Genomic DNA, 26,646 nt, shown 5'->3' on the forward strand with positions numbered 1-26,646 from the left:
AAAAAATATATGAGAAGCCACTTTAAATTTATTTGTAATAAAAAAAATTATATATAGAGGAGAAAAAAATGAAACGAATGACAGGAATTGGTGCTTCAGAAGGAGTATCTATAGGTAAAGTATTACTTTTTATCGCAGAGGAAATTGTTATCCCAGAAACTAAAGCTGAGAATTCAACAATTGAGGCTGAATTAGCAAAATTGAGAGATGGATTGAAACAATCTAAAATACAATTAATTGCAATTAGAGAAAAAGTAAAGGAAAAAATGGGAGAAGATAAAGCAGCAATTTTCGATGGTCATATTATGCTTCTTGAAGATGAAGATTTAATTATGGAAGTTGAGGATAAGATTAAAGGGGAAGGACTTCCTGCTGCAAAAGCACTGCACGATGGAATTAATGAATATTGTGATATGATTTCACAATTGGATGATCCGTATTTAAGAGAAAGAGCTGCTGATTTACAAGATATTGGTAAAAGATGGCTTAAAAACTTGTTAGGTATGAAAATTCACGACTTGAGTAACTTGGAGCCAGGAACAATCGTTGTAACTGAGGACTTGACGCCATCTGATACAGCACAATTAGATTTGCAAAATTGTATAGGATTTATTACAGAAATTGGAGGGAAAACAGCTCATTCTGCAATTATGGCAAGATCACTTGAATTACCAGCAGTAGTTGGAGTAAAAGGGATTCTTAGCGAAGTTAAGGATGGAGAGGTTGTTGTTATGGATGGAGAAACAGGTGAATTATACTTGAATCCATCAGAAGATTTAGTAAACAACTATATCAAAAAACAAGAAGAATTGAAAAAAGAAAAAGAGGAATTGAAAAAATTAATTCATGAAGATGCAATTACTCTTGATGGTAGAAAAGTTGATATTTGGGGGAATATCGGTAGTCCTAATGATGTTGACGCTGTAATTGAATCTGGAGCAACAGGAATTGGATTATATAGAACAGAATTCCTATTTATGAACTCTGATCACTTCCCAACAGAAGAAGAACAATATCAAGCATACAGAGTAGTTGCTGAAAAAATGCAAGGAAAACCTGTAACGATAAGAACAATGGATATTGGTGGAGATAAAGAATTACCGTATCTAGATTTACCAAAAGAATTAAATCCATTCTTAGGATATAGAGCAATTAGAATTTCGCTAGAAAATAAAGATATGTTCAAAACTCAATTAAAAGCTATCTTAAGAGCTTCTCAATATGGACAAATTAAAATTATGTATCCAATGATAAGTTCAGTTAATGAAATCAGAAAAGCAAATGCTATTTTGGAAGAATGTAAGAGAGAACTTGATGAAATTGGAAAAATTTATGATAGAAATATAAAAGTGGGAATAATGATTGAAACTCCTTCAACAGCAATTATTGCCTATAAATTTGCAAAAGAAGTTGACTTCTTCTCAATAGGAACTAATGATTTGACACAATATTTCCTAGCTGTAGATAGAGGAAATGAAATGGTTGCAAACTTATATAATTCATTCAATCCTGCAGTATTAGAAGCTATCCAAAAAGTAATTGATGCAGCACATGGAGCTAATATAAATGTTAGTATGTGTGGAGAGTTTGCTGGAGATAAAAGAGCAACTAAATTATTACTAGGAATGGGACTTGATTCATTCAGTATGAGTGCATCATCAGGATTGACTATCAAAAAGATAATTAGAAATAGTAATTATGCAGATGCAAAAAAATTCAGAGATTTAATTTTACAACAAGATACACCTGAAGATGTTGTAGAAAAATTATAATAAATTATGAAAAAAGGCTAGTTAGTTTTATTAGCCTTTTTTGCTCTAAAAATAAGTTGATTTTTGAATTAATATTAATGTTCAGTTTTTTTAAAATTAATAATGATTTTACTATAGTTAAGGAGTGAATAAATATGGAAAATAAAAAAGTGGCAGTATTTCTAGTAGATGGATTTGAAGAGATTGAGGCGGTTACACCAATTGACTTGCTTCAAAGAGCAGGAATTACTGTAGATACAATTTCAATTACAAAAGATAATCTTGTAGAAAGTGCAAGAAAAATGAAAATATTGACAGATAAGATAATTGATGAAATTAATTTTTCTGAATATGATATGTTGATATTACCTGGCGGGCCTGGAGTTAAAAATTATTTTAATTCTCAGATACTTTTAGATAATATACTAAAATTTTCAAAAGATGATGAAAACAAAAAAATTGCAGCTATATGTGCAGCTCCAACTGTATTAGCAAGTCTTAAAATATTAGAGGGAAAAAAAGCAGTATGTTTTCCAGCTTGTGAAGAGGATTTGCTAAAGGGTAAGGCTATCTTGGTAAAAGAAAGAACAGTTACAGATGGAAATATTATAACAGGTAGAAGTGCTGGAACAGCAATGGACTTTTCACTTATGATTATTAGTGAATTTTTAGGGAGAGAAATAGCAGAAAAAATTGCAAAGGAAATAGTACTTTAAAAAAATTTGTAAATAAAAATGTAAAATTTAAAAAGTTATATGGAAAAAATAAGAAAAGTGTGGTAAAATGTTTCAGTAATTATGAAATAAATAAAATGATTTGATAATTAACAAAATTAAACTATTGATTTAGTCGAATTATATTAATAATAAAGTCAAAATTTTAGAATCAATTTTAAGAAGTTTTGTACAAAATTAAACTTCATAATTAAAGATGTTTAAAGGAGAATTTTATGGAATACCATAAACCTGTGTTGTTTGATGAAGTGATAGACAATATAATAACAGATAATGATGCAGTTTATGTTGACTGTACACTTGGTGGTGGTGGGCATACAGAAGGTATCCTAAAAAAATCTTCTGAAAATTCAAAAGTTATTGCAATTGATCAGGATATACAGGCAATTGAATTTGCTAAAAAAAGACTTGAACAATATGGAAACAAACTCCAGATATTTCAAGATAATTTTAGAAATATCGACACGGCTGTTTACCTAGGAGGTTTTGAAAAAGTAGACAGGATATTGATGGATATAGGAGTTTCCTCAAATCAATTGGATAATGCTAAAAGAGGGTTTTCATATAGGTTTGAAGCAAAGTTGGATATGCGGATGGATGGTAACTTGGAAATAAGTGCTTATGAAGTTGTTAACAATTTTTCTGAAAAGGAAATAGCTGATATTATTTATAAATATGGTGAAGAGCCAAAATCACGAAAGATTGCTAAAAAAATTGTAGAATATAGAAAAAAGAAGCCGATTGAAACTACAACAGAGCTTGCAGATATTGTTATAAAATCAATAGGAAAAAGTATGAAGCGACATCCTGCCAAAAGAACATTTCAGGCTATCAGGATTTTTGTAAATAAAGAACTTGAAGTTTTAAATGAAACATTGGATAAAGCAGTAAAACTGCTTAATAAAAATGGCAGGCTTTTAGTAATTACTTTTCACTCGCTGGAAGATAGAATTGTGAAGGAAAAATTTCGTGAATATGAAAATCCATGTACTTGTCCAAAAGACATACCAATATGTGTATGCAACAAAAAAAGTCTAGGAAAGATAATTACAAGAAAGCCAATTGTTGCTAAAGAATCAGAGTTAGAAGAAAATAACAGAGCACATTCAGCAAAATTAAGAATTTTTGAAAGGAGTGAATAAAAATTATGAATGGTGTTTCAAAAAACAAAAAAATGCAAATGGAAATACTTGATGTTCCAAAAATTACAAATACAGCAAGATCACATGAAGATGCAAGAAGAGAAAGAATAGTAGCTCCTAAGGAAGTGAGAAAACAGCTTTCCAGAACTGCAGGATTAGATAAGAAGGCTATAAAGACAGTTATGGTATACGTTATAATTGTAACGATGGTAGCGCTTCTACGATCTTTTGTTGCATATAATATTGCTGATTTAGGTAAGGAAAAGGTTAAAAAGGAAAGAGAACTTCTGGAATTAAAAAAAGAGGTTGCAAGGCTTGATGATGAATTTATCGGCAATAATGACTCGAAACGTATGGAAGAGTTAGCAAGGGAAGATGGGATTAATGTTCCAAATTCACCTGAATATATAGATTTGAATAAATAAAAACAAGAAATATAACATAAAAATAAGTGTTATATTTTTTTTGTATTTAGAGTTTTATTCAGATTTTAACATAAAAAACTTCATAAAACAGAATGGAAAAATTCTTGACAATAGCTAAAAAAACTGATAACATAATATATATAATGACTAATAAGTCAATTTGTTTTTTGTGTTTTTATTTATAAAAAAATAAAGCATTTGGTAATAGTAAAAATAATTTACGAAGGAGGTTATATCTTGGCAAAAGAAGTTTTAGAAAAAATAAAAAAGGCTGAAAGTGAATCAGATAGAATTATTGCTGAAGCAAATGAAAAAGCAAAAGATATTTTGAAAAATATTGAGCAAAAGATAAAAGATGACAACGATAAAATAATTTCTGAAGCCACTATTGAAGCTGAAAATCTAAAAAACCAGTCAATAGAGAATGCTGAAAAAAAAGTAAACTCCCTCTTGAATAGCGAAGAGGAGGATGTAAACAGGATTCTTAATATTGATGAAAAGAGAATAGATGAAGTTGTTAATTTATTAGCGGAGAGGATTGTGAAATAATGGCAATAGTTAAAATGAGTAAATTTGAATTAGTTGTTTTCGCAGAACAAAGAGCTAAAATATTGAAGGCACTTCAAAAATTCAAGGAAGTAAATTTTGTCGATATTAAACTACATGATGAAAATGGAGAAATAGACAAGGATGCAGTTGAAGGTGTTACAAAATATGTGAACAACGAAGAATTAACACATATTGACGAAAGACTTTATCAGTTGAATAATGCAATTTCTCTTATTAAAAAGTATGACGAGAGAAAAACACGTTTAAGAGATATTATTCACGGAAATGAAAATTATACTTTTGATACGTTGTCTAAAAAGGCATTGGATTATGACTGGAAAAAAGTTTCTTCAGAATTGAATTCGATTGGAGTGCAGTATTCACAGATAAAATCAGAAATTTCAAAAAAATATGCACACTATGATGAAATAGAGTTGTGGGAACGGCTAGATGTAAATCCTAAAGAGTTAAAAAGTCTGAAAAAGGTAAATACATTTTTAGGAACAATACCAATAAAGCTCAAAGGTAATTTTATTGAAGGGATTTCTGAACTTGATAAGACTTATTATGAGGAACTAAGAATTTCTAAAGATGAAGTCTATTATCTTGTAATTTCAAGTAATGACGAAAATGAAAAGGAGAAATTATCTGAAATTTTTAGAAATAATAGTTTTAGTGTGGAAAACCTTGATATTGATGAAGTTCCACGTGAATATAAAGTTAAGTTGCAAAAAGAAATAGAAGAGCTGAAAAAACAAAAACGTAAATTAAAATCTCAAATTAAAACTTATAGTGAAGATTTGAACGATTTACAAGCAGTTTATGAATATTTACAAAATAAAAAACTGCGTATTGTGGAATCAGAAAAATTAGCACAAACTGAAAATACTGTTTTAATAAAGGGATGGATTCCAGAAGAAAAAATAGAGGAATTTGAAAAAATTGTAAAAAGTGAAGCAGATAACAATTATTATTTAAAAGTTAAAGAAGCAGATAAAAATGACGAGACAGTACCGATTAAGTTAAAAAATGGAAAGGTTGCAACTGTATTTGAAAATTTGACAGGGATGTACGCTTATCCAAGATATAATGAAATTGATCCAACGCCTTTATTTACACCATTTTATATTTTATTCTTTGGGATGATGGGGGCAGATGTAGGTTATGGACTTGTATTACTGCTTGCAACAATATTTGTTTTGAAAGTAGTTAATTTAAGTTCTCAAATGAGAAAATCTGTTAAATTTTTCTTTTATTTAAGTTTTTCTGTTATTTTCTGGGGAATTTTGTATGGTTCGTATTTTGGTGCAGAAATAAATGGCGTATGGCGACTTGTAAATCCTGCAAAACAATATAACAGCTTATTAATAGGCTCAATTATATTTGGTGTAGTTCATATATTTATTGGGCTTGGAATAAAAGCATATTTATTGATTAGAGATGGAAAATCGCTGGATGCAGTTTATGATGTGCTATTCTGGTATATGGCACTTATGGGCGGAATGGTATATTTAATATTCAAATTGATGAATTTATCACCTATTGTAACAAGTATTTCGATGTGGATTATGATTGCTGGAATGGTCGGAATAGTACTTACTGGTGGACGTGAGGCTAAAGGAGTTGGTGCAAAATTAGGCGGAGGACTTTACAGCCTTTACGGAATTTCAAGTTATGTAGGTGATTTTGTATCATATTCAAGACTTATGGCTTTAGGTCTTTCTGGTGGATTTATTGCATCGGCCATAAATATGATTGCTGGAATGATTAGCGGAAATTGGTTTGGAATGATATTTGTGCCAGTAATATTAATAGGTGGGCATCTATTTAATATGTTCTTATCTTTCTTAGGAGCTTATGTCCATACTTCAAGACTTATGTATGTTGAATATTTTGGTAAGTTCTATGAAGGTGGAGGAAAACCATTTAAGGACTTTAGAACAGAAAGTAAATATATAAACATGGATGATTAATTTAATAATGAATTTATTTCAATTGAATAAATTTTGTTTGTGAAAAATAAAAAATTAAGTTAAATTGTTAAAATAAAAATATAAAAAATTAGGAGGAAATAAAATGAATGTTTCACAGTTTTTAGTACAAAATGGAGGAATCGTAATGGCGACATTAGGTGCGGCATTAGCGACATTATTATCAGGAATTGGATCAGCAAAAGGTGTAGGAATAGTTGGAGAAGTGGCAACAGGGCTTATGAGTGAAGAGCCTGAAAAATTTGGTAAATCGTTAGTATTACAATTGCTTCCAGGAACACAAGGATTATATGGATTCGTTATTGGACTTATGGTATTAGGAAAATTAAATGCAAGCATGACTTTCCAAAATGGACTTGGAATCTTAATGGCATGTCTTCCAGTTGCTCTTGCAGGTTATGGTTCAGCGATTGCACAAGGAAGAGTTGCAGCATCTGGAATTAGCTTGCTAGCAAAAAATGAGGAACAAAATACAAAAGGGATTATTTATGCGGTAATGGTTGAAACTTATGCATTATTGGCATTTGTTGTATCAATTATGTTATTAGCGAAATTCTAATTTTATTTTATAAAATAAACAGACAGAGTGTAAATATGACATAAAAAACGGAAAAGGAGTAAATATGTCTAATTTAGATAATTTAACATCAAAAATAATAACTGATGCTAAATCGAAAGCAGATGGAATCATAAAAGATGCTAAAGAAAAAGCAAAGCAAAAATATGATTTGGAAATAAAAAAAGTTGATGCGAAAAAGCAAACATTACTTGAAAATGCAAGAAGAGAACGTGAACTGCTTTCAGATAGAATTAAGTCAAGCGCAAACTTAAAGTCTAGAAATGAAAAATTGAAGGCAAAACAGACAGTAATTAACAAAGTTATAGATAAATTAAAAGCAAAACTTGTTAATATGAATGAGAATGACTACATCAATTATTTGAATCAGAATATTGATAAAAATTCTATAGCTGGAAAAGAGTTAATTGTAAAAAAAGAATTTGTAGATAAAGTGAAACAAGAGTTTTCAACTGCAAAAGTTAAGGAAAATGAGTTTGTAAGTTCAGGATTTATCATTGAAGAAAATGGAATTCAGGAAAACTATACTTTTGAAGTAAAATTGGATTTTATGAGAGATGAACTGGAAGTCGAAATTTCCAGACTTCTTTTTTCATAATTTAAATAAAATTTATAAAAATTTAAGTTTTATGATTGTTTTTATAAAATAAATTTTATAATTAACTGGAATTTGTAATTAAAGGGAGAAAAAAATGGATAGAATGGATTACGGACAAAGTGTCGTAACTATTAGAATACTGGAAAAAAGGCTTTTGACTAGAAATAGGCTGGAACGAATGATAGAAGCCCAGACTCCCGAAGAAGTGCTAAAATTACTGGGAGAAACAGAATATTCTCAAGATATGGCTGATATTCATGGAAGCCAGGATTATGAAATAATCTTAAAAAGAGAAACAGAACGTGTGTTTTCAATTGTAAGAAATATGATAAAAAATACTGGAATTGTTGATGTTTTATCTCTTAAATATGATTATCATAATTTAAAAGTGTTGTTAAAAAGCAAAATAACAGGAAAAGATTTTTCAAGTTTGCTTATGCAGGCTGGAACGATTGACGCTAGTAAATTTAAGGTGAAATTTGAAACACAAAGCAATGACTTGCCACAGGAAATAATGGAGGCAATTGATGAAGTTCAGAAGGATTTTGAAGAAAATCATAATCCTCAGAGAATTGATATAATTGTAGATAAACATTATTTTAGAAATCTATCAAGGCTTGCAAAGGATATCGACGTAAAAGTGATTACTGATTATGTAGAAGGATTAATAGATTTTCAAAATATGATAACTCTATTTAGAGTTCAGAAGCAAAAGCGTGATGCAAGATTTCTCGAAACTGTTATTTTTGAAGGCGGGACAATTTCAAAAAATAAAATTGTTGCATCAATAAATGACAATACAGACACTATCTTGAATAAATTTAAGAAAGAAAAACTGGGGACATATCTAGTAAAAGGATTAGAAGCATTTAGTGAAACCAAAAGATTGTCAGAACTTGAAAAAATTTCAGATAATTACCTGATGGAATTAAATAAAGAATCAAAATATGTTGTATTTGGACCAGAGCCATTATTCACATATCTAGTTGCAAAAGAGCGTGAAATCAATGCAGTTAGAATGATAATGGTAAGCAAGATAAACAACATAAGTTCAGATAAAATAAGGGAAAGGTTGCGTGAAACTTATGCATAAAATAGGTGTAGTTGGAGATAAGGATTCTATTTTATCGTTTAAGGCACTAGGAATTGATGTGTATCCTGTTGTTACAAAGGAAGAGGCAAGAAACACGATTGATGAGATGGCAAGTAATGACTATGGTATTATCTTTGTGACAGAACAAATTGCCACATTAATTGAAAATACCATTGAAAGATACAACCGTGAAGTGCTTCCAGCTGTTATTTTGATTCCTAATAATCAGGGAAGTTTGGGAATTGGGCTTAAAAAGATAGATGAGTATGTTGAAAAAGCGATAGGATCTAATATATTTTAGACGAAAGGAGAAATTCATTGAAAACAGGAAGAATAATAAAAGTTTCTGGACCTCTTGTTGTTGCAGAAGGTATGGAAAATGCCAATGTATATGATGTGGTAAGAGTTTCGGAGAAAAAATTGATAGGTGAAATTATTGAAATGAGAGGCGATCAGGCTTCTATTCAAGTATATGAAGAAACATCAGGAATTGGGCCAGGAGAAGAGGTTTTCACAACTGGAGAGCCTTTGAGTGTTGAATTGGGGCCTGGACTTATTGAAGCGATGTTTGATGGAATTCAGCGTCCACTAAAGGAATATCAGGAAATAGCAGGAGACTTTTTGGAAAAAGGGATAGAAGTAAATCCTTTAAATAGAGATAAAAAATGGGAATTTGAGCCTGTTTTATCTACTGGAGCAGAAGTTGAAACTGGAGATATTCTTGGAACTGTTCAGGAAACTTCTGTTGTAAGCCATAAAATTATGGTTCCAGCAGGAATTAAAGGAACTTTGAAAACTATTAAAAGTGGAAGCTACACAGTAGTTGATACAATTGCAGTTATTGAAACAGAAAAAGGTGAATTGGTAGAAGTTCAAATGATGCAAAAATGGCCAGTAAGACGTGGAAGAAAATACAAGCAGAAATTAAACCCAGAGGCTCCGTTAATTACAGGACAAAGAGTAATTGACACATTCTTTCCTGTAACTAAAGGTGGGACTGCATGTGTACCAGGACCTTTTGGATCTGGAAAAACAGTTGTACAGCACCAAATGGCTAAATGGGCAGATGCTGAAATTATAGTTTATGTAGGATGTGGAGAACGTGGAAATGAGATGACGGACGTTCTTATGGAATTTCCAGAAATTATAGATCCAAAAACTGGACAATCATTAATGAAAAGAACTGTACTTATAGCAAATACTTCAAATATGCCAGTTGCAGCCAGAGAAGCTAGTATTTATACTGGAATTACAATTGCAGAATATTTTAGGGATATGGGATATTCAGTGGCAATAATGGCGGATTCTACTTCGAGATGGGCAGAAGCTCTTAGGGAAATGTCTGGACGGCTTGAAGAAATGCCAGGGGATGAAGGATACCCAGCTTATCTAGGTTCAAGAGCCGCTGAATTTTATGAAAGAGCAGGAAAAGTAATTTGTCTTGGACAAGATGGAAGAGAAGGGGCGTTAACAGTTATCGGAGCGGTTTCTCCTCCAGGTGGAGATATTTCAGAGCCAGTATCTCAGGCTACACTTCGTATTGTTAAAGTATTCTGGGGATTAGATGCCAATTTGGCATATAGACGTCATTTCCCAGCAATTAACTGGTTAAATTCATATTCATTGTATCAAGGAAAAGTTGATAACTGGATGGATCAGAATGTAGGGCCTAAATTTTCTAAAAATAGAGCACGTGCAATTTCATTACTACAAGAAGAAAATAGCCTACAGGAAATTGTTAGGCTGGTTGGTAAGGATACTTTGTCAGAAAAAGATCAGCTTAAACTGGAAATTGCAAAATCTATAAGGGAAGATTACTTGCAGCAAAATGCGTTTATGGAGTCAGATACTTATACTTCGCTTGAAAAACAGGATAAAATGCTTGATATAGTATTGAAATTCTATGATGAGGGATTAAGAGGGCTTGAAAATGGAGCTTATTTAAATGAAATCGTTGCAATGCCTGTAAGAGAAAGAATTGCAAGAGCAAAATATTTACCTGAGGCAGAGTTAGGCAAAATTGAGGAAATAGCAAAAGAATTGGAAGAAGAAATTGACGAACTTGTAAATAAAGGAGGTGTAGCAAATGCTTAAGGAATACAAAACTATTAAGGAAATAGTAGGGCCACTTATGGTTGTTGAAGGTGTTGAAGGAATAAAGTATGAGGAACTTGTTGAAATTGAAACACAAAATGGAGAACTTCGTCGTGGGCGTGTACTTGAAGTAAATGGCGATAAGGCAGTAGTACAACTATTTGAGAATTCAGCTGGAATTAATTTAAAGGATTCAAAAGTAAGATTTTTGGGCAGACCTTTGTCGCTTGGAGTATCGGAAGATATGATAGGGCGCGTATTTGATGGATTGGGACGACCAAAAGATAATGGACCAAAAATAATTCCTGAAAAGACATTGGATATAAATGGAACGGCTATAAATCCAGTTGCACGTGATTATCCGTCAGAATTTATTCAAACAGGAGTTTCTGCGATTGACGGCTTGAATACTCTTGTTAGAGGGCAAAAATTACCAATTTTCTCTGGTTCAGGGCTTCCACATGCAGAACTAGCACTTCAAATTGCAAGGCAGGCAAAAGTTTTGGGAACAGATTCAAAATTTGCGGTGGTATTTGGAGCGATTGGGATTACATTTGAAGAAGCTCAGACATTTACGGAAGATTTTGTAAAAACAGGAGCGATTGACAGGGCAGTATTGTTTATGAACTTGGCTGATGATCCTGCAATTGAACGTTTGTCTACACCAAAAATGGCACTTACTTGTGCAGAATACTTGGCATTTGAAAAAGGAATGCACGTACTTGTAATTTTGACTGACCTAACTAACTATTGTGAAGCGTTAAGGGAAGTTTCGGCGGCAAGAAAAGAAGTTCCTGGAAGAAGAGGATACCCTGGATACTTGTATACTGACTTATCTACAATTTATGAAAGAGCAGGAAGAATTAAAGGGCGTGAAGGATCAATTACGCAAATACCAATTTTGACAATGCCAGAAGATGATAAGACACATCCGATTCCAGATTTGACTGGATATATTACAGAGGGGCAAATAATCTTATCAAGAGATTTATACAAACAGAACTTAATGCCTCCAATAAATGTTTTACCATCACTTTCAAGATTGAAGGATAAAGGGATTGGAAAAGGAAAAACTAGAGAAGATCATGCAGATACAATGAACCAATTATTTGCAGCCTATGCAACAGGTAAGGAAGCGAAGGAGCTGGCTGTAATTCTAGGGGAATCAGCATTATCTGAAACTGATAAGGCGTTTGTTAAATTTACAACTGCATTTGAGGAACAATATGTAGCTCAAGGGTTTGATAATAACAGAACTATTGAAGACACTTTAAATTTAGGATGGGATTTACTAAAAATATTACCAAGAACAGAGTTGAAAAGAATTAGAGACGAATATTTGGAAAAATATTTGCCTGCAGGAGATGAATAGACTATGGCAAGATTAAATGTAAATCCTACAAGAATGGAACTAAGCCGTTTAAAGATACGTCTAAAAACTGCTAAAAGTGGACATAAACTGTTAAAGGACAAGCAAGACGAACTTATGCGTCAATTTATTATTTTAATAAAACAAAATAGAAAATTGCGTGAAGAAGTGGAAGGAAAATTACAAAATTCATTTAAGGATTTTTTACTTGCAAGAGGAGTAATGTCTGATGAAATGCTTGAAAATGCTATTGCATATTCGGAAGATAAACTTTTGGCAAATATAAAAACTAAAAATGTAATGAGTGTAATTGTACCAACAATGACTTTTAATAGAGATATGGAAAATGCAGAAGTATCTTATCCTTACGGATATGCTCAAACATCTGCTGATTTAGATGATGCTGTTGATGGCTTGAATCGAGTAATGAAAGACTTGCTGGAACTTGCAGAAATCGAAAAGGCATGTCAGCTTATGGCAGATGAAGTAGAGAAAACAAGACGGCGTGTAAATGCATTGGAATACATGACAATTCCACAGCTTGAAGAAACAATTCGTTATATTCAGATGAAACTTGATGAAAATGAAAGATCAAGCATCACAAGGCTTATGAAAGTTAAGGATATGATGGCTGAAAAAGCATAAATTTATAAGAATTTTGTTTAAAAAATTGAGTCGCAATTAAGCGACTCTTTTTATATGTTTATTTATTATTGTAAAATATAAATCGGTAAAGTTTTTGATTTTTTAAAATTAAACATTTCTTCTTTCAAGTTCTCTTCTCTCTCTTCTTGAAAGTGGACGAGATCTGTTATTGTTTGATGGATTGTTTGAGATATCATCACCAATCATATCATTTTCATCATGTTCATATCTTACATTTGAAACTTCTTCATGTGTAAGGTTGCTTGTATCTTCTTCGCCTCGCACTCTTAATTTTAAGATGAACGAACTCGTTTCACGCTTTATTGCATCAATCATTTCGTTATAAATGTCATAAGCTACAATTTTATAATCGTGAATAGGATTTCTTTGACCGTATGAACGAAGACGTATTCCTTCACGTAGTTCTGTTAAATCTTTTAGATGCTGTCTCCACTTGGAGTCTAGTACTTCCAGCATGATATATCTTTCAATTCTTCTGAATACTTCTTCTCCAATTGCCTCTTCTTTTTCATCATAAATTCTTACTAAATCTTCATAAATTTTATTTGAAATTTCTTCTGCACTTGAGTTTTTTAAGTCTTCTGAAATTTCATATTCAAAAGTTTCCATAAGTTTATCTGACAGAAGGTTAAAGTCTTTTTCACCATTTCCTTCACCTACATAGGCAGAATTTACAATATCATCTACAGTATCTGAAATCATATTTGTTATCAGTTCTTTTAGGTTCTCATTTTTCAGGATAGCATCACGTTGCTCATAGACAACTTCTCTTTGAGTATTATTTACATCATCATACTCGATAAGACTTTTTCTTGATGAAAAGTTTCTGCTTTCAATACGTTTTTGAGCATTTTCTACTGATTTACTAATTTGTTTATGTCTAATTTCTTCATCTTCATCAATTTTTAGCATTTTCATCATTGTTTTAAGCCTGTCTCCACCAAACAATCTCATGAGATCGTCATCCAATGATAAGTAGAATTCTGATGTTCCTGGATCTCCTTGACGTCCCGCACGTCCTCTTAACTGATTGTCAATACGTCTACTTTCGTGTCTTTCTGTTCCAAGAATGAATAATCCTCCAGCAGCAAGAACTTTTTTCTTATCCTCTTCACATTCCCTCACGTATGTTTTATAAACATCTTCATATTCAGGAGTTCCTTTTACAGCTACTTTTGTTGCAAAGGATTCTGCATCTCCTCCCAATTTAATATCTGTTCCACGTCCAGCCATATTTGTTGCAATTGTAACTGTTTTGAAACGTCCAGCCTGAGCAATTATTTCAGCTTCACGTTCATGATGTTTAGCATTTAATATTTCATGCGGTATTTTTGCCTTTTTTAGTAATGCTGAAACTTCTTCTGAATGCTGGATTGAAGCTGTACCGACAAGAACTGGCTGACCTTTTTCATAAAGTTCTTCTATTTTTTTTGCGATTGCTTTATATTTGGCCTTCTTGTTCATATAAATTACATCTGCGAGATCAACTCTAGCAACTGGTCTGTTTGTAGGAACAACAATAACTTTCAAGTTGTAAATTTGTTTAAATTCATCTTCTTCAGTTTTTGCCGTACCTGTCATTCCTGAAAGTTTTTCGTACATTCTGAAATAATTTTGTAACGTAATTGTAGCAAGAGTCTGATTTTCTCCGGCGACTTCTAGTTTTTCTTTTGCCTCAATGGCTTGATGGAGTCCATCTGAATAACGTCTTCCTTCCATAAGACGTCCAGTAAATTCATCTACTATGATAACTTCATTATCATCATTTATTATATAGTCTCTATCTAGCTTGAAAAGTTCCTTTGCTTTCAATGCTTGTGTCAGGAAATGTGTAAGTTCCACATACTCAGGTGAATATAGATTGTCAATTTTTAATATTCTTTCAACATTTTTAATTCCCTTATCAGTAATTGTAACAGTATGGGATTTTTCATCGACTTCATAATCTTCCCAGTCTTCATCTGGAATTACAGTATTTTTCTTGTCTTTAATTTCTTCAGTTTTATAACTTCTTTTAAGTTTTTTTGCAACTTCTGCAAAAGTGTTGTACCATTCTGTTGTTTCTTCTGCTGCTCCTGAAATAATAAGTGGTGTTCTTGCTTCATCAATCAGAATTGAGTCAATCTCATCGACAATTACATAGTTATGTCCACGTTGAACTTTTTCATCCAGTTCCCCAACCATGTTGTCTCTCAAATAGTCAAATCCAAATTCATTATTTGTTCCGTAAGTAATATCACAGTTGTAAGCATCTTTTCTTTGTTCAGGTGTAATATTTCCCACAATTACTCCTGAAGTAAGCCCTAGAAACTCAAAAAGTCCCGCCATTATATCTCTATCTCTTTTTGCAAGATAGTCATTAACTGTTACAACATGTACACCTTTTCCAGTTAACGCATTTAAATAAATTGGAAGTGTCGCCATCAGGGTTTTTCCTTCTCCTGTCTTCATTTCTGCAATGCTTCCTTTGTGAAGAATCATTCCACCGATAAGTTGAACATCATAGTGCCGCATTCCCATTAGCCTTTTTGCCGCTTCTCTCACAGTTGCAAATGCTTCTACGAGTATATCGTCAAGTGTTTCTTTTTCAAGCCTTTTTTTAAATTCAGCAGTTTTATTTTGTAATTGTTCATCTGTTAATTTTTGAAAAAGAGGTTCCACTTCATTAATTTTGTTAACTAGCTTTTGCATTTTTTTTATTTCTCTCTCATCTGAAGTACCAAATATTTTTTCTCCTATTTTTTTTAACATTTTTTATTTTTCCTTTCGTATATTTTTTATTAAAAATTTAGATTTGAAACATTTGGTTTCTATTCTCTTGTTCTAAGATTATTTTCATCTTTTTTCATCAGAAATATACTGCTGTTTCGAGTATTTTTAGAAATTTCAATAAAATTATCATAAAAATAATTATTTTGTTTTTCTCCAAAAACAAAAAATGTACTATTCTTACGATTTTCTTTTTCTTTACGTTTTCCAATTTTTTTCAATTCTTGTGTTAATCGTCTGTTACTTGCACTTTCGATTTGATTAATCTTAACAATCAAATCTCTTATATCTTCATGGCTTAGATTATTTTCATCTACAAAGACACTTAATTTATGACTAAAACTAGGTGTTCCAAGCAGACTTGAATAAGTCATCATAAAAATAATACAAGTCATGACAAGCATAATACTTTTTCTTTTATTTATAATTATTTTTCTCACTCCTAAAATTTATTATTTAAAGTTGTTAAAACTCCGTTTATTATACCATTTATTACGATTTTTGTCTATTAAAAAACTGTACTTGTATTTTCAAATAGTATTTTTTTATATAATTGTTGAATATTTATTTAAATTAATGTATACTAGTATAATAAAATTGCTCTGAAAAAGGGCTAAAAAGCTACATTATTTTGTCTGATTCTAAAAAAATATAAGATATATGAAAGAAAGGATGGAAACATGGTAAAACTAATTGCAATTGATATGGATGGAACTTTATTGAATGAGAATAAACATATTGACAAGGCACAGAAGGAGGCGATTCACGATGCAATAGAAGCTGGAATAAAAATTGTGCTCTGTACAGGAAGGCCTTTGTATGGTATTTTGCCATTTTATAAGGAACTTGGACTTCATGAACTTGATATGGAAGGATATGTAATTTTAAATAATGGATGTTCGATTCACAAGACGAAAAACTGGGAGTTGATTGATTGGGTAGAGATTACATCTGATGATATTGATTACTTGTATAAATTTTCTGAAGAACATGATATAAACTTTACTTTGGTTGATGATATACATTATTTCAACATAGGTAGAAAACCTACAGATGAACTTGTTATAGATGCAAAATTTGTTTTTTCAGACATTACAGAAATAAGTCTTGAAGAGGCGAAAAGTGGAAAATACAAGATAATTAAGGCAATGTATATCGGAAATCCTGAAGAAATGGAAAGTTTCCATAAAAAATATGAAAATATACTAAAAGATAAATATAGCGAGGTACTAAGCCAGCCATATGTGTATGAAATACTGCCAAAAGGGAACAATAAAGGAACAGGGTTAAAAAAACTTGCAGATAAGTTAGGAATAAAGCAGGAAGAAGTAATGGCAATTGGTGATGGAAATAATGACATTGAAATGTTTGAATATGCCAATTATAGTGTTGCAATGGAAAATGCAACAGAACTTGCAGCAAAAGCAGCCAAATACAGGACTGACAGCAATATGAACGATGGAGTGGCAAAAGCAATTAGAAAGTATGCTCTTAATAAAATTTGAATATAAATAAAAAATAATCTCTATCTTAGTATTTTCTAGGAAAAGAGATTATTTTTAATATAATTTACTTACAAAAATTTTCCAAAGTTCAAAAATGTTTTTATATTTCTGTTATGTTTTAAAATTTCTAAAATTCTAATCTATAAAATTAGGCTTCCTGTGTTGCATATCCACCTTCAATTGCCACTTCCTTCACCTTTTCCTTCTTCTGTTTTATTTTTAGTGAAAAAGTTCCAGTTCCAGCCTGATTTCCATATTCTTCAATATAATCAACTACAAATACGTTTGTCATGTCGATTTTTCTTACCATCTGTCCTGCTGAAATTATTTCAAGACTGGCTTGTCTGTAGGCATCGCTTGCTTCTGATGGTACTAATGACCATTGTGCTACTTTTCTTGTGTCATCTTCTGTATCGCCATTTGCCGCTGCCAGTATTTTTCCACGAATTTCCAAGATTACTCCTAAGTCCGTTGCTCTTGCATTAGAGTCATCGGGCGTTTCAGAAATGTATTTTACATCCAGTATACTTTCCTTATCAAGTAAAATTTCGTTTTCCTGACCTTTTACACTCAATCTGAATCCCATAATTATTCCCCCTGTTTTATTTTTGACAATTAAATAATAGTACTATTTTTTAAATTAATTTAATTTTAATTATCTACTATTATTTTACATCAAAAACATTCATTTGTCAATATTATTTTTTAATTTTTTATTAATTAATCTACAAGATAAATTTTAAGAGCTATCTCCTCATCATAAGGAATCGGTACTGCAATAAACTTTTTCCCAGCATCAATCATTCTTGCAATAATTTCACTTTGGTTTTTCGGCAAATATCCAACTTTTTCCTTTTTGGAATTATACATGGCGACTGCATTTAGCGAAATGCCGTTAAATTCACGAAATAAATCCAATTGAACTTCATCTTTAATTTTAATTGCAAAATTTCTGATATATTTAGCTCCTTCCAAATAAGTATCCAGTAAAAAGAGCCTTTTTGATTTTTTTGTATATTTATCAATTAATGTTTTGGCATATTCAAACATCATTTCCTTGCCAAGCCTAATTTTTTCCTCACGTCCATTATTTTTCTGAATAACAAGCATTCCATTCCCGAAATTAAACTCATTTATCATATAATTACTTTGATTTTTCAAAAGTTCAAAATAATCCATCATTTCCTCAAAAATCATAATTTCCTTCTGATTGATCTGGAAAGAACCTTTTTTTAGCTCAACTGAAGTATTTTCAATATATGAATAATAAAATCTTCCATCAGGAAAAATTTCAATTTCATAATTTCCTCCATAATAAAGTCCATCAAACTCAAGTTTTATCCCGCTAAAATTATTTATTAACATTTATCTTTCACCTCTTTCACCTTTCTAGTAAAATTTTTTTGTAAAAAGCATTTCTTAAAATATTAGTCTAGTACAAAATTTTCTGTAATATTTTTGAAAAATTTTCCCTATTTTAAGCCTTCTAGCTTTCCTTCAAGAAACAATTTTAAATTTTTCTCAACATCGTCCATCAGCTTTATCATGCTTTTTTCAGATTTCCAAGCAATATGAGGTGTAATTAAAATATTATCCAGCTCAAATAATTTAGAATTTTTTTCAATTGGCTCAACACTTGTAACATCAACAGCTGCTGATTTTATTATTTTATTTTTTAGTGCAAAATACAAATCTTCCTGATTTATTACAGGCCCTCTTGCAAGATTCAAAATTACCGCACTTTTCTTCATTTTTTTCATTTTTTCAAGATTTATAAGATTTCGTGTTGAATCAGTCAGCGGGACATGAAGTGTCAAAATATCACATTTTTCAAGCACTTCATCCAAATCATAACGTAAAAATCCATCTTTTTCAATTACAGAGCCAGTTTTTGCATTATCTTTTTCAGTATTCTTCGCAACCATCACTTCCATTCCCAATATCTCTGTGACTTGAGCGACTCTCTTACCAATATTTCCAAATCCTACAATTCCTAATATTTTTCCATTCACATCGTCTATCGGATATTTCTGATAATCAGGAACAGTAATATCCATCCATTTTCCATCCTTAACTTCATCATAATATCTATTAACAGGTGTCAATCCGTTCAATAAAAAAGTAATCGCAAGCTGTGCCACAGAATTAGTCGAATACCCCGAAACATTTGCCACTTTTATCCCAAACTCATTTGCACTTTTCACATCAATATGATTAAATCCTGTCGCTGTAATAAGTATCAATTTAAGTTTTTCAGCCTTCTCAAATTGCTTTTTCCCCAATTTTATCCGAGTCGTTATTACAACATCCACATCCTTTATTCTTTCGTCAATTTCGCTAGAATCAGTATCTTCATACTCAATGTATTTACCGTATTTAGAAAATTTTTCTTTCAAATCAATAGGCCCTGCCGTAATTCTGTCTAAATAAACTATCTTTAAATTTTTATCCATAATTATCATCTCTCTTTAGTTAATTTAATTTTTACATATTTATAAAAAATTTTTTTATCAAATTATATTTTTTGATTGAAAAATATATTCGTTTAATGTCAATTTATATAATATCCACATCCGCCTTCAGTTTATAAATAACATCTTTTCTTTCTACAACAATCATAACTTTTTCTTTCAGTTCCTTATCCCGTTTTATTTTCTGCAATAATTTTTTAGCAGGATTTATGGCAATGGCGTTCCCTACGTTTTTAAACATTGTCAGATCGCCTGTCGTATCTCCGTAAGCATACGATTTTGTCAAATCTATTTCGTACATTTTACAAAAATCTGCTATTGCCTTCTGTTTGCTCTTGGCATCCCACATTGGAGTTACTTTCCCTGTGAAAATACCATCTTCATTAACTTCATAAATAGAAGCCCTGTAATCTTTGACTCCATATCTTTCAGCCATTTTGCTTACAAGAAAGTCTGGACTTCCAGAAATAATTATAACTTTATGATTTTTTTCCTTATGATATTTAAGCCTTTCACGTGTATATCTGTAAACTTTGTCTCCTTTTAGTTTCATTACCCTTTTAGCAATAAAATCCATATCCTCCTTGCTAAAATTCTTTAATGCCTCCATATAAGTCTGAACAAGCTCATCTAGATAATCATCATAATCCCCAGTCCTGTTTTCCCACTTGGAAAATTTTTCTTTAACTTTCCCTTCCCAAGTCATCATATCAATATATTCATACTGTACAAGCATCTTAAAATGCTCAATTAGTAAAGAATCTCTATAAATTGTTCCATCTATGTCAAAAAATGCCGCTACATTTTTATTCATCCGCATTCCCCCTTATTTAGTTTCAATATTTTTTATTATTGTTATATTTTAACCTATTTTTCTTAGAATTTCAAATAAATAGAGGAAATAAATTCGTGTTTTGAAATATTAGTCTAATTTTTATTTGACTTATAATTAAAATATAGTAAAATTATAGTATATTTATTTAAATAGAATTTTGAAGGGAGTGAAGAAGAATGAGAACGTTATTATTGTTACGGGGAACAGTTGGAAGTGGGAAAAGCACTTTTGTTAAAGAAAATAATTTGGAGCCATATACTCTAGAAGCAGATAAATTCAGGCTTCTACTTTCTAATCCGAAATTAACAAAATTTGGAGATTTTGAGATTTCGCAGAAAAATGACAGGTTGGCTTGGGAAATGCTTTTTAACTGTCTGGAAGAAAGAATGAAAAGAGGGGAATTTACCGTTGTTGATGCGACACATACTACAAAAAGAGCGATGAATTCTTATAAGACTCTTGCGGATAAGTATAAATATACAATTTATTATTATCAGTTGGATACGCCACTTGAAGAGTGTATTGAAAATAATAAAAAGAGAGAAAGCTATAAGCAGGTTGACGAAAATGTTATAAGCAGAATGTTTAGAAATATTCAGAATGAAAAGATTTCGGGAAGTTTTAAGAGAATATTTGATATAAATGAAATTATAAATTTTTATGTTGATGATGTAACAGAAAAATATGATAAAGTTCGGATAATTGGGGATATTCATTCGTGCTTTACAGCGATTTCTGAAATTGTGAAGGATTTTGACAAAAATATCTTGTATGTATTTTTAGGAGATTTTTTGGACAGGGGAATTGAACATAAACAGACACTTTTTTTAATGCTGGATTTATATAAAAAGGAAAATGTTATAATGATTGAAGGAAATCATGAAATTCACTTGGAAAATTTTGCCAATGATTTTAAAATTAACTCAAAGGAATTTTTAAATGTAACTTTGCCAGCAATTTTGGAAAATGAAAAAAATATAGATAGTTTTAAAAGGGAAATTCGTAAATTTTATAAAAAATTAAGACAATGTTATGCTTTTAAATTTCACAATAATAAAATTCTTTGTACACATGCAGGGCTGTCTTTTGTACCTGATTTGGCACTTGTATCGACTAACAAAATGATAAACGGCGTTGGAAGCTTTGAAACCGAAATTGGAGAACTTTATGAGGAAAATTATTTGAAGGGAAAATGTCAGGATTTTGTGCAGGTTCATGGGCATAGAGGTGTAAATTCGACTGAACATTCAATTTGTCTGGAAGGGGAAGTTGAGTATGGTGGGGAATTGAAATATTTGGATGTAATGCCAGATAAAATTTTGCAAAAATCAGTTATAAACACTGTTTACGATAGAGATTATTTACAACACGAACTGGAAAAGGCAAAAGAAAACAAGCAGATAAATTTGACAGCGAATGAAGATGTGAATAAATTGATTGTAAGTAAACTAATCAGTGTTAAAAAGACAAAACCAAACTTGTATTCATTAAATTTTGGAAGAAACGTGTTTCGGAAAAAATTGTGGAATGACTCGACAATTAAGGCACGTGGACTTTTTGTGGATGCAGAAACTGGAAAAGTGAAAATAAGAAGCTATAACAAATTCTTTAATTACGGAGAAAATAAATATTCTACAAGAGAATATCTTGAAAATAACATAGTTTACCCAGTTACAGCCTACGAAAAATACAACGGATTTTTAGGAATACTTTCAGTTATTGATGAAAAACTTGTATTTGCAACAAAAAGTGTAACAAATGGAACACATGTCAAATATTTTGAAACTCTTTTTGAAAAAGCAAGTGAAAAGATGAAAGATGAAATTTTTAGAATTTGCAGTGAAAATGATGTTTCTATAGTGTTTGAAGTGGTTTCAAATGAAGACAGACATATAGTTGATTATTTTGGAAAGGAACATCTTTTTATCTTAGATGTTATTGATAATAGCCTGTTTATAAATGGTGTACATGTGGATAACAATTTTAGTAAAAGATTTTTAAAAGAGATAAATTTTGATGATGATGTTATTAAAATGAAAAAGGAAATCAAAAAATGCAATAACTTTGACGAAATAATTGACTTGATGGAAAATTATGATAATTTTGAAAATGCTGAAGGTATTGTATTTTGTGCTGAAAATGGACTTATGTTTAAATACAAGGCAAAGCACTATAGTCTTTGGAAAAAACGGCGTGGAATTCTGGAATTTTATAGAAAAGATTTCAATAGAGCAAAACTTGCTGGAAGATATAAGGACGAGCAGGAGTTTATTGAATGGCTTACTGAACTTGATAATGATAAAGCTGAAAATGCTCATATTATTGATTTGATGAATGAATATGAGATTAAGAAAAACAATTTATAGAATAAAACATAAATAAAGAATAAAAATATCAAAAAAAGAAAATAAACTCCTTGAACAATTTAACAAATTGAAGTAAAATATAATAAGTAAAAACTTTTTAGAAGAAATAAAAATAATTATAAAAAATTTAGGAGGTAATGAAAATGGGAACGCCGCATATTGGAGCAAATAGAGGAGATATTGCAGAAACTATACTATTGCCAGGAGATCCGCTTAGAGCAAAATATATAGCAGAAACATTTTTAGAAGACGTTGTTCAGTATAATAATGTTAGAGGAATGCTAGGATTTACTGGGACTTATAAAGGGAAAAAAATATCTGTTCAAGGAACTGGAATGGGAGTGCCTTCAATTGGGATTTATTCACATGAACTGATAACTGAATTTGGAGTAAAGAACTTGATTAGAATCGGTACAGCTGGTTCTTATCAAGAAGATGTGAAAGTTAGAGATGTTGTTATCGCAATGTCAGCTTCGACTGATTCTGCTATTAACAAATTAAGATTTAATGGAGCAGACTATGCGCCTACAGCAAGTTCAGATTTAGTTTTCAAGGCTTATGAAATTGCTAAGGCAAAAGGATTGAATGTAAAGGCTGGAAATGTATTTACAAGTGACACTTTCTATGGAGATGACCCTAATGCTTGGAAAAAATGGGCTGAATTTGGAGTATTATGTGTGGAAATGGAAACAGCACAACTTTATACAACAGCGGCAAAATTAGGAGTAAATGCATTAACTTTACTTACAATAAGTGATTCATTCATTACTCACGAAGTTACAAGTGCTGAAGAAAGACAGACAACTTTTAATGAAATGATAGAAGTGGCCTTAGAAACAGCATTACAGCTTTAAAATAATTAAAGAAAATAACTAAAGGGAGAAAAAATTAGTGGAATTTTATAAAAGATTAGTTATAAAAATTTTAGAACGTAGTTCAGTTGGTTCTGAAAATAGAATTTTGAAAAAGTTAAAAAGCGGATATGACTTGACACAGAGAGAAATGTCAGAGCTTGAAGAGTTACTGGAAAATATTTTATAAATAAAGATATTTAAGAAATTTTTATCTTTGAGGCAAGGGGATTATTCCCTTGTTGTTAATTTAAACTAAAAGAAAGGAAAATAAAATGAAAATAGAAAATTTATATCCTGAAAAAGTTTTTCACTATTTTAGTGAAATTTCAAAAATACCAAGAGGTTCAAGAAAAGAAAAAAAGATTAGTGACTGGATTGTAGAATTTGTGAAGGAAAGAAATCTGGAAGTTATTCAGGACAAGGCATTAAATGTATTAATAAGAAAGCCTGCAACAGCTGGATACGAGGAATATTCACCACTTATCCTGCAAGGACATATGGATATGGTTTGGGAAAAAAATAAAAATACACAATTTGATTTTGAAACACAAGGAATTGAACTCGTTGTGGAAGATGGATACTTAAAGGCAAATGGAACAACACTTGGGGCAGATAATGGAATTGCTGTAGCTTATGCACTTGCGATACTTGACAGCAATGACTTGAAACATCCGGCACTTGAAATTATCATCACAACTGATGAAGAAGACGGAATGAGCGGAGTTAATAACCTTGACTTTGGAATTTTTTCTGGAAAGACACTTATAAATTTGGATACTGAAGAATACGGACAAGTTTATGTGAGTAGTGCAGGTGGTGCGAGAATCCTTAATGAGTTTAATTTTGATGCTGAAAAATTAGAAGAAGACGATACTGTAATAAGTGTTGATGTGAAAGGGCTTCTAGGTGGGCATTCAGGTGCTGAAATTCATTTAGGATTAGGAAATTCAAATAAAATTTTGGCAGAAGTTCTGAATCATTTAAATAAAAAATACACTCTTGCAATAATGGATATTGACGGTGGAGAAAAAACTAATGCAATACCGAGAGAGGCTGTGGCGTTACTAGCTGTGAAACTTGAGGATGAAAAAGTCAGTGATTTTGAAAAATTAGCAAACCTTGCTTTTGAAAATATAATAAAGGATTTTAAAATTATTGATAAAAATCCAGTTATTGAAGTGAAGGAAGTTAAGAAAGAGGAATTGAAAAATCAAGGGAAATTATCAATTTCCAACACAAATGCCGTTATTTCATTTTTCCACGAATTTCCAAATGGAGTTATCTCAATGAGCAAAGATATCGAAGGACTTGTGGAAACTTCAATAAATCTTGGAGTTATAAAAACTGAAAATAAAGATGGAAAAATTGTTATAAAAATTCAGGCATTACCAAGAAGTTCAGTAAATAAATCACTTGAAAAATTACTAAATGATGTGAAGGAACTTTCTGAAAAATACGAAGTGGCAGTAAAAATAAATTCTCCATATCCATCTTGGGAATACCGAAAAGATTCAAAGATTCGTGAAATAGTTGTAAACTCATTTAAAAAAATAACAGGAAAAGATCCTGAAATTAAGGCAATTCACGCTGGACTTGAATGCGGAATTTTTGATAACAATATGGAAAACGTTGATATTGTTTCAATCGGGCCTAATATTTACGGTGCTCACACTCCTGAAGAGAGAATGGAAATAGAGTCAGTTGGTAAAACTTGGGAATTATTGCTAAAAGTTATGGAAGATTATAACATTAAATAAAAAATAAAAACAAAAGGGAATATTAAATGAAAAAAGAGCTAAATAAACAAAAAGAAAAACTAAAAATAAACGAAATTATAGTAGTCGAAGGGCGAGATGACATAACAGCCATAAAACGAGTTGTAGATGCACATATTATCGCCTTAAACGGCTTCTCCGCATTATCTAAAAAAACAATAAATAAAATGATTCAATTGTCAAAAACTAATGATTTAATTTTATTTACAGATCCTGATTTTGCAGGAAAAAAAATTCGTGATACATTAAAAAGATATATTCCGAACATAAAGCATGCTTTTGTAAGTCAAAAGGATGCAACTAAAAATGATAATATAGGAGTTGAAAATGCCAATGACAAAGTAATTTTAGAGGCTTTGAAAAATGTTATTACAGCTAATCAAGATATTGAAAATAGGTTTGATATTAGTGACTTGATTGATAATGGATTTATTTCTGGAAGTAATGCAAAAGAACGTAGAATAATGCTTGGAGATATTTTAAAAATTGGCTATTATAATGCAAAACAGCTTTTAAAGGCTCTTAATTCATTTAATATTTCAAAAGAACAGTTTGAGGAAGCTGTTGAAGAGATAAATAAGGCTGGTGTAGAATAAAAATTTAAAAAAAAACTGTGTTTGAGGTTGTAATTTGTTAATTGGAAAAAATACAAGTTTAAATAATAAAAAAAGGATATAAAAAATGTTTAAGATTAATGATGAACTATATGGAGAATACTATGTAGATGATGTTATTTATGAAATAATAAATACAAAAATTTTTAAAAGATTAAAAAATATCTATCAGTCTGGTGGTGGATATCTGGTTAATGACCTATGGAATGTAAATAGATATGAACATTCAATAGGAACAATGATATTATCTTTAAAATTTAATGGAAATATTGAAGAACAGATAAAAGCGCTTTTACATGATATTTCACATACGGCTTTTTCCCATGTAATTGATTATGTTTTAAAAAATGAAAATGAGGATTATCATGAGAAAATTCAAGAAGATTTTCTAAATGATGAAGAACTGTTAAGTATTTTAGAAAAATATAATTTAAATATCATAAATTGCAATATTAATTGCGACATTTT

General features: G+C 30.8%; 26 protein-coding genes. 20 read left to right on the top strand and 6 right to left on the bottom strand.

Going from position 1 to position 26,646, the window contains the following annotated elements:
• Positions 1-68: 68 nt before the first annotated feature.
• The 13 genes from ptsP (at position 69) to HMPREF1552_RS01440 (ending at position 12,968) form a co-directional block, all read left to right on the top strand.
• Positions 69-1,772 carry a phosphoenolpyruvate--protein phosphotransferase gene (ptsP, locus tag HMPREF1552_RS01380; RefSeq protein WP_021743245.1) on the top strand — a complete coding sequence of 568 codons (1,704 nt, stop codon included), beginning with the start codon at positions 69-71 and terminating at the stop codon, positions 1,770-1,772.
• Positions 1,773-1,906: 134 nt separating this feature from the next.
• Positions 1,907-2,467: a DJ-1 family glyoxalase III gene (locus HMPREF1552_RS01385; RefSeq protein WP_021743246.1), complete on the top strand. Its 561-nt coding sequence runs from the start codon at positions 1,907-1,909 to the stop codon at positions 2,465-2,467.
• Positions 2,468-2,700: 233 nt separating this feature from the next.
• Complete coding sequence (gene rsmH, locus HMPREF1552_RS01390; RefSeq protein WP_021743247.1) at positions 2,701-3,627, top strand: 16S rRNA (cytosine(1402)-N(4))-methyltransferase RsmH; 927 nt, start codon at positions 2,701-2,703, stop codon at positions 3,625-3,627.
• A gap of 5 nt (positions 3,628-3,632) precedes the next feature.
• A complete protein-coding gene (locus HMPREF1552_RS01395; protein ID WP_021743248.1) occupies positions 3,633-4,052 on the top strand; it encodes a cell division protein FtsL in 420 nt (139 codons plus the stop codon).
• Positions 4,053-4,289: 237 nt separating this feature from the next.
• On the top strand, positions 4,290-4,601 hold the full coding sequence (locus HMPREF1552_RS01400; protein ID WP_039900919.1) for an ATP synthase subunit G: 312 nt from the start codon (positions 4,290-4,292) through the stop codon (positions 4,599-4,601).
• Positions 4,601-6,574 carry a V-type ATP synthase subunit I gene (locus HMPREF1552_RS01405; RefSeq protein ID WP_021743250.1) on the top strand — a complete coding sequence of 658 codons (1,974 nt, stop codon included), beginning with the start codon at positions 4,601-4,603 and terminating at the stop codon, positions 6,572-6,574. Before HMPREF1552_RS01400 ends, HMPREF1552_RS01405 begins: the two co-directional genes overlap by 1 nt.
• Positions 6,575-6,677: 103 nt before the next feature.
• Positions 6,678-7,151: a V-type ATP synthase subunit K gene (locus HMPREF1552_RS01410; protein WP_021743251.1), complete on the top strand. Its 474-nt coding sequence runs from the start codon at positions 6,678-6,680 to the stop codon at positions 7,149-7,151.
• A 64-nt stretch (positions 7,152-7,215) separates the two neighbouring features.
• Positions 7,216-7,767: a V-type ATP synthase subunit E gene (locus tag HMPREF1552_RS01415; RefSeq protein ID WP_021743252.1), complete on the top strand. Its 552-nt coding sequence runs from the start codon at positions 7,216-7,218 to the stop codon at positions 7,765-7,767.
• 94 nt (positions 7,768-7,861) lie between these two features.
• Positions 7,862-8,860, top strand: coding sequence for a V-type ATP synthase subunit C (locus tag HMPREF1552_RS01420; RefSeq protein ID WP_021743253.1), 999 nt, complete (start codon positions 7,862-7,864; stop codon positions 8,858-8,860).
• Entirely contained in the window at positions 8,853-9,161 is a 309-nt protein-coding gene (locus HMPREF1552_RS01425; protein WP_021743254.1) for a V-type ATP synthase subunit F, read from the top strand. Before HMPREF1552_RS01420 ends, HMPREF1552_RS01425 begins: the two co-directional genes overlap by 8 nt.
• A gap of 17 nt (positions 9,162-9,178) precedes the next feature.
• Positions 9,179-10,954: a V-type ATP synthase subunit A gene (locus HMPREF1552_RS01430; RefSeq protein WP_021743255.1), complete on the top strand. Its 1,776-nt coding sequence runs from the start codon at positions 9,179-9,181 to the stop codon at positions 10,952-10,954.
• Positions 10,947-12,326 (top strand): V-type ATP synthase subunit B, encoded by a 1,380-nt coding sequence (locus tag HMPREF1552_RS01435; protein ID WP_006803744.1) that lies wholly within the window; start codon positions 10,947-10,949, stop codon positions 12,324-12,326. The genes HMPREF1552_RS01430 and HMPREF1552_RS01435 overlap by 8 nt, the downstream gene beginning before the upstream one ends.
• Positions 12,327-12,329: 3 nt before the next feature.
• On the top strand, positions 12,330-12,968 hold the full coding sequence (locus tag HMPREF1552_RS01440; RefSeq protein ID WP_021743256.1) for a V-type ATP synthase subunit D: 639 nt from the start codon (positions 12,330-12,332) through the stop codon (positions 12,966-12,968).
• Positions 12,969-13,076: 108 nt separating this feature from the next.
• Here HMPREF1552_RS01440 and secA read toward each other — a convergent pair whose 3' ends face one another.
• Positions 13,077-15,740, bottom strand: coding sequence for a preprotein translocase subunit SecA (gene secA, locus HMPREF1552_RS01445; RefSeq protein ID WP_021743257.1), 2,664 nt, complete (start codon positions 15,738-15,740; stop codon positions 13,077-13,079).
• Between the two features lie 59 nt (positions 15,741-15,799).
• Positions 15,800-16,198, bottom strand: coding sequence for a hypothetical protein (locus HMPREF1552_RS01450; protein ID WP_021743258.1), 399 nt, complete (start codon positions 16,196-16,198; stop codon positions 15,800-15,802).
• Between the two features lie 240 nt (positions 16,199-16,438).
• Here HMPREF1552_RS01450 and HMPREF1552_RS01455 point away from each other — a divergent pair, with 240 nt between their 5' ends.
• Positions 16,439-17,263, top strand: a complete 825-nt coding sequence (locus tag HMPREF1552_RS01455) for a Cof-type HAD-IIB family hydrolase (protein ID WP_021743259.1) — start codon at positions 16,439-16,441, stop codon at positions 17,261-17,263.
• A gap of 148 nt (positions 17,264-17,411) precedes the next feature.
• Here HMPREF1552_RS01455 and HMPREF1552_RS01460 read toward each other — a convergent pair whose 3' ends face one another.
• The 4 genes from HMPREF1552_RS01460 to HMPREF1552_RS01475 form a co-directional block, all read right to left on the bottom strand.
• Positions 17,412-17,849, bottom strand: coding sequence for a hypothetical protein (locus HMPREF1552_RS01460; RefSeq protein WP_021743260.1), 438 nt, complete (start codon positions 17,847-17,849; stop codon positions 17,412-17,414).
• Positions 17,850-17,983: 134 nt separating this feature from the next.
• Positions 17,984-18,628 carry an HIRAN domain-containing protein gene (locus HMPREF1552_RS01465; protein ID WP_021743261.1) on the bottom strand — a complete coding sequence of 215 codons (645 nt, stop codon included), beginning with the start codon at positions 18,626-18,628 and terminating at the stop codon, positions 17,984-17,986.
• Between the two features lie 107 nt (positions 18,629-18,735).
• Positions 18,736-19,716, bottom strand: a complete 981-nt coding sequence (locus HMPREF1552_RS01470; protein WP_039900921.1) for an NAD(P)-dependent oxidoreductase — start codon at positions 19,714-19,716, stop codon at positions 18,736-18,738.
• Positions 19,717-19,819: 103 nt separating this feature from the next.
• Positions 19,820-20,548, bottom strand: coding sequence for an HAD family phosphatase (locus HMPREF1552_RS01475; protein WP_021743263.1), 729 nt, complete (start codon positions 20,546-20,548; stop codon positions 19,820-19,822).
• 197 nt (positions 20,549-20,745) lie between these two features.
• Here HMPREF1552_RS01475 and HMPREF1552_RS01480 point away from each other — a divergent pair, with 197 nt between their 5' ends.
• The 6 genes from HMPREF1552_RS01480 to HMPREF1552_RS01500 all read left to right on the top strand — a co-directional run.
• On the top strand, positions 20,746-22,935 hold the full coding sequence (locus HMPREF1552_RS01480) for an RNA ligase (protein WP_021743264.1): 2,190 nt from the start codon (positions 20,746-20,748) through the stop codon (positions 22,933-22,935).
• Positions 22,936-23,078: 143 nt separating this feature from the next.
• Complete coding sequence (gene deoD, locus HMPREF1552_RS01485; RefSeq protein ID WP_039900922.1) at positions 23,079-23,789, top strand: purine-nucleoside phosphorylase; 711 nt, start codon at positions 23,079-23,081, stop codon at positions 23,787-23,789.
• Positions 23,790-23,826: 37 nt separating this feature from the next.
• Positions 23,827-23,976 carry a hypothetical protein gene (locus HMPREF1552_RS12410; RefSeq protein ID WP_006803764.1) on the top strand — a complete coding sequence of 50 codons (150 nt, stop codon included), beginning with the start codon at positions 23,827-23,829 and terminating at the stop codon, positions 23,974-23,976.
• Between the two features lie 85 nt (positions 23,977-24,061).
• Positions 24,062-25,546 carry an aminoacyl-histidine dipeptidase gene (locus tag HMPREF1552_RS01490; protein WP_021743266.1) on the top strand — a complete coding sequence of 495 codons (1,485 nt, stop codon included), beginning with the start codon at positions 24,062-24,064 and terminating at the stop codon, positions 25,544-25,546.
• 26 nt (positions 25,547-25,572) lie between these two features.
• The gene (gene rnmV / locus HMPREF1552_RS01495; protein WP_021743267.1) at positions 25,573-26,160 is read left to right on the top strand and encodes a ribonuclease M5; all 588 of its coding nucleotides are present in this window, start codon (positions 25,573-25,575) and stop codon (positions 26,158-26,160) included.
• Positions 26,161-26,245: 85 nt separating this feature from the next.
• Positions 26,246-26,646: HD domain-containing protein (locus HMPREF1552_RS01500; protein WP_021743268.1), on the top strand; the 401-nt coding region annotated here is incomplete at its 3' end.

The organism is Leptotrichia sp. oral taxon 879 str. F0557 (assembly GCF_000469385.1).
Taxonomy (GTDB): Bacteria; Fusobacteriota; Fusobacteriia; order Fusobacteriales; family Leptotrichiaceae; genus Leptotrichia; species Leptotrichia mesophila.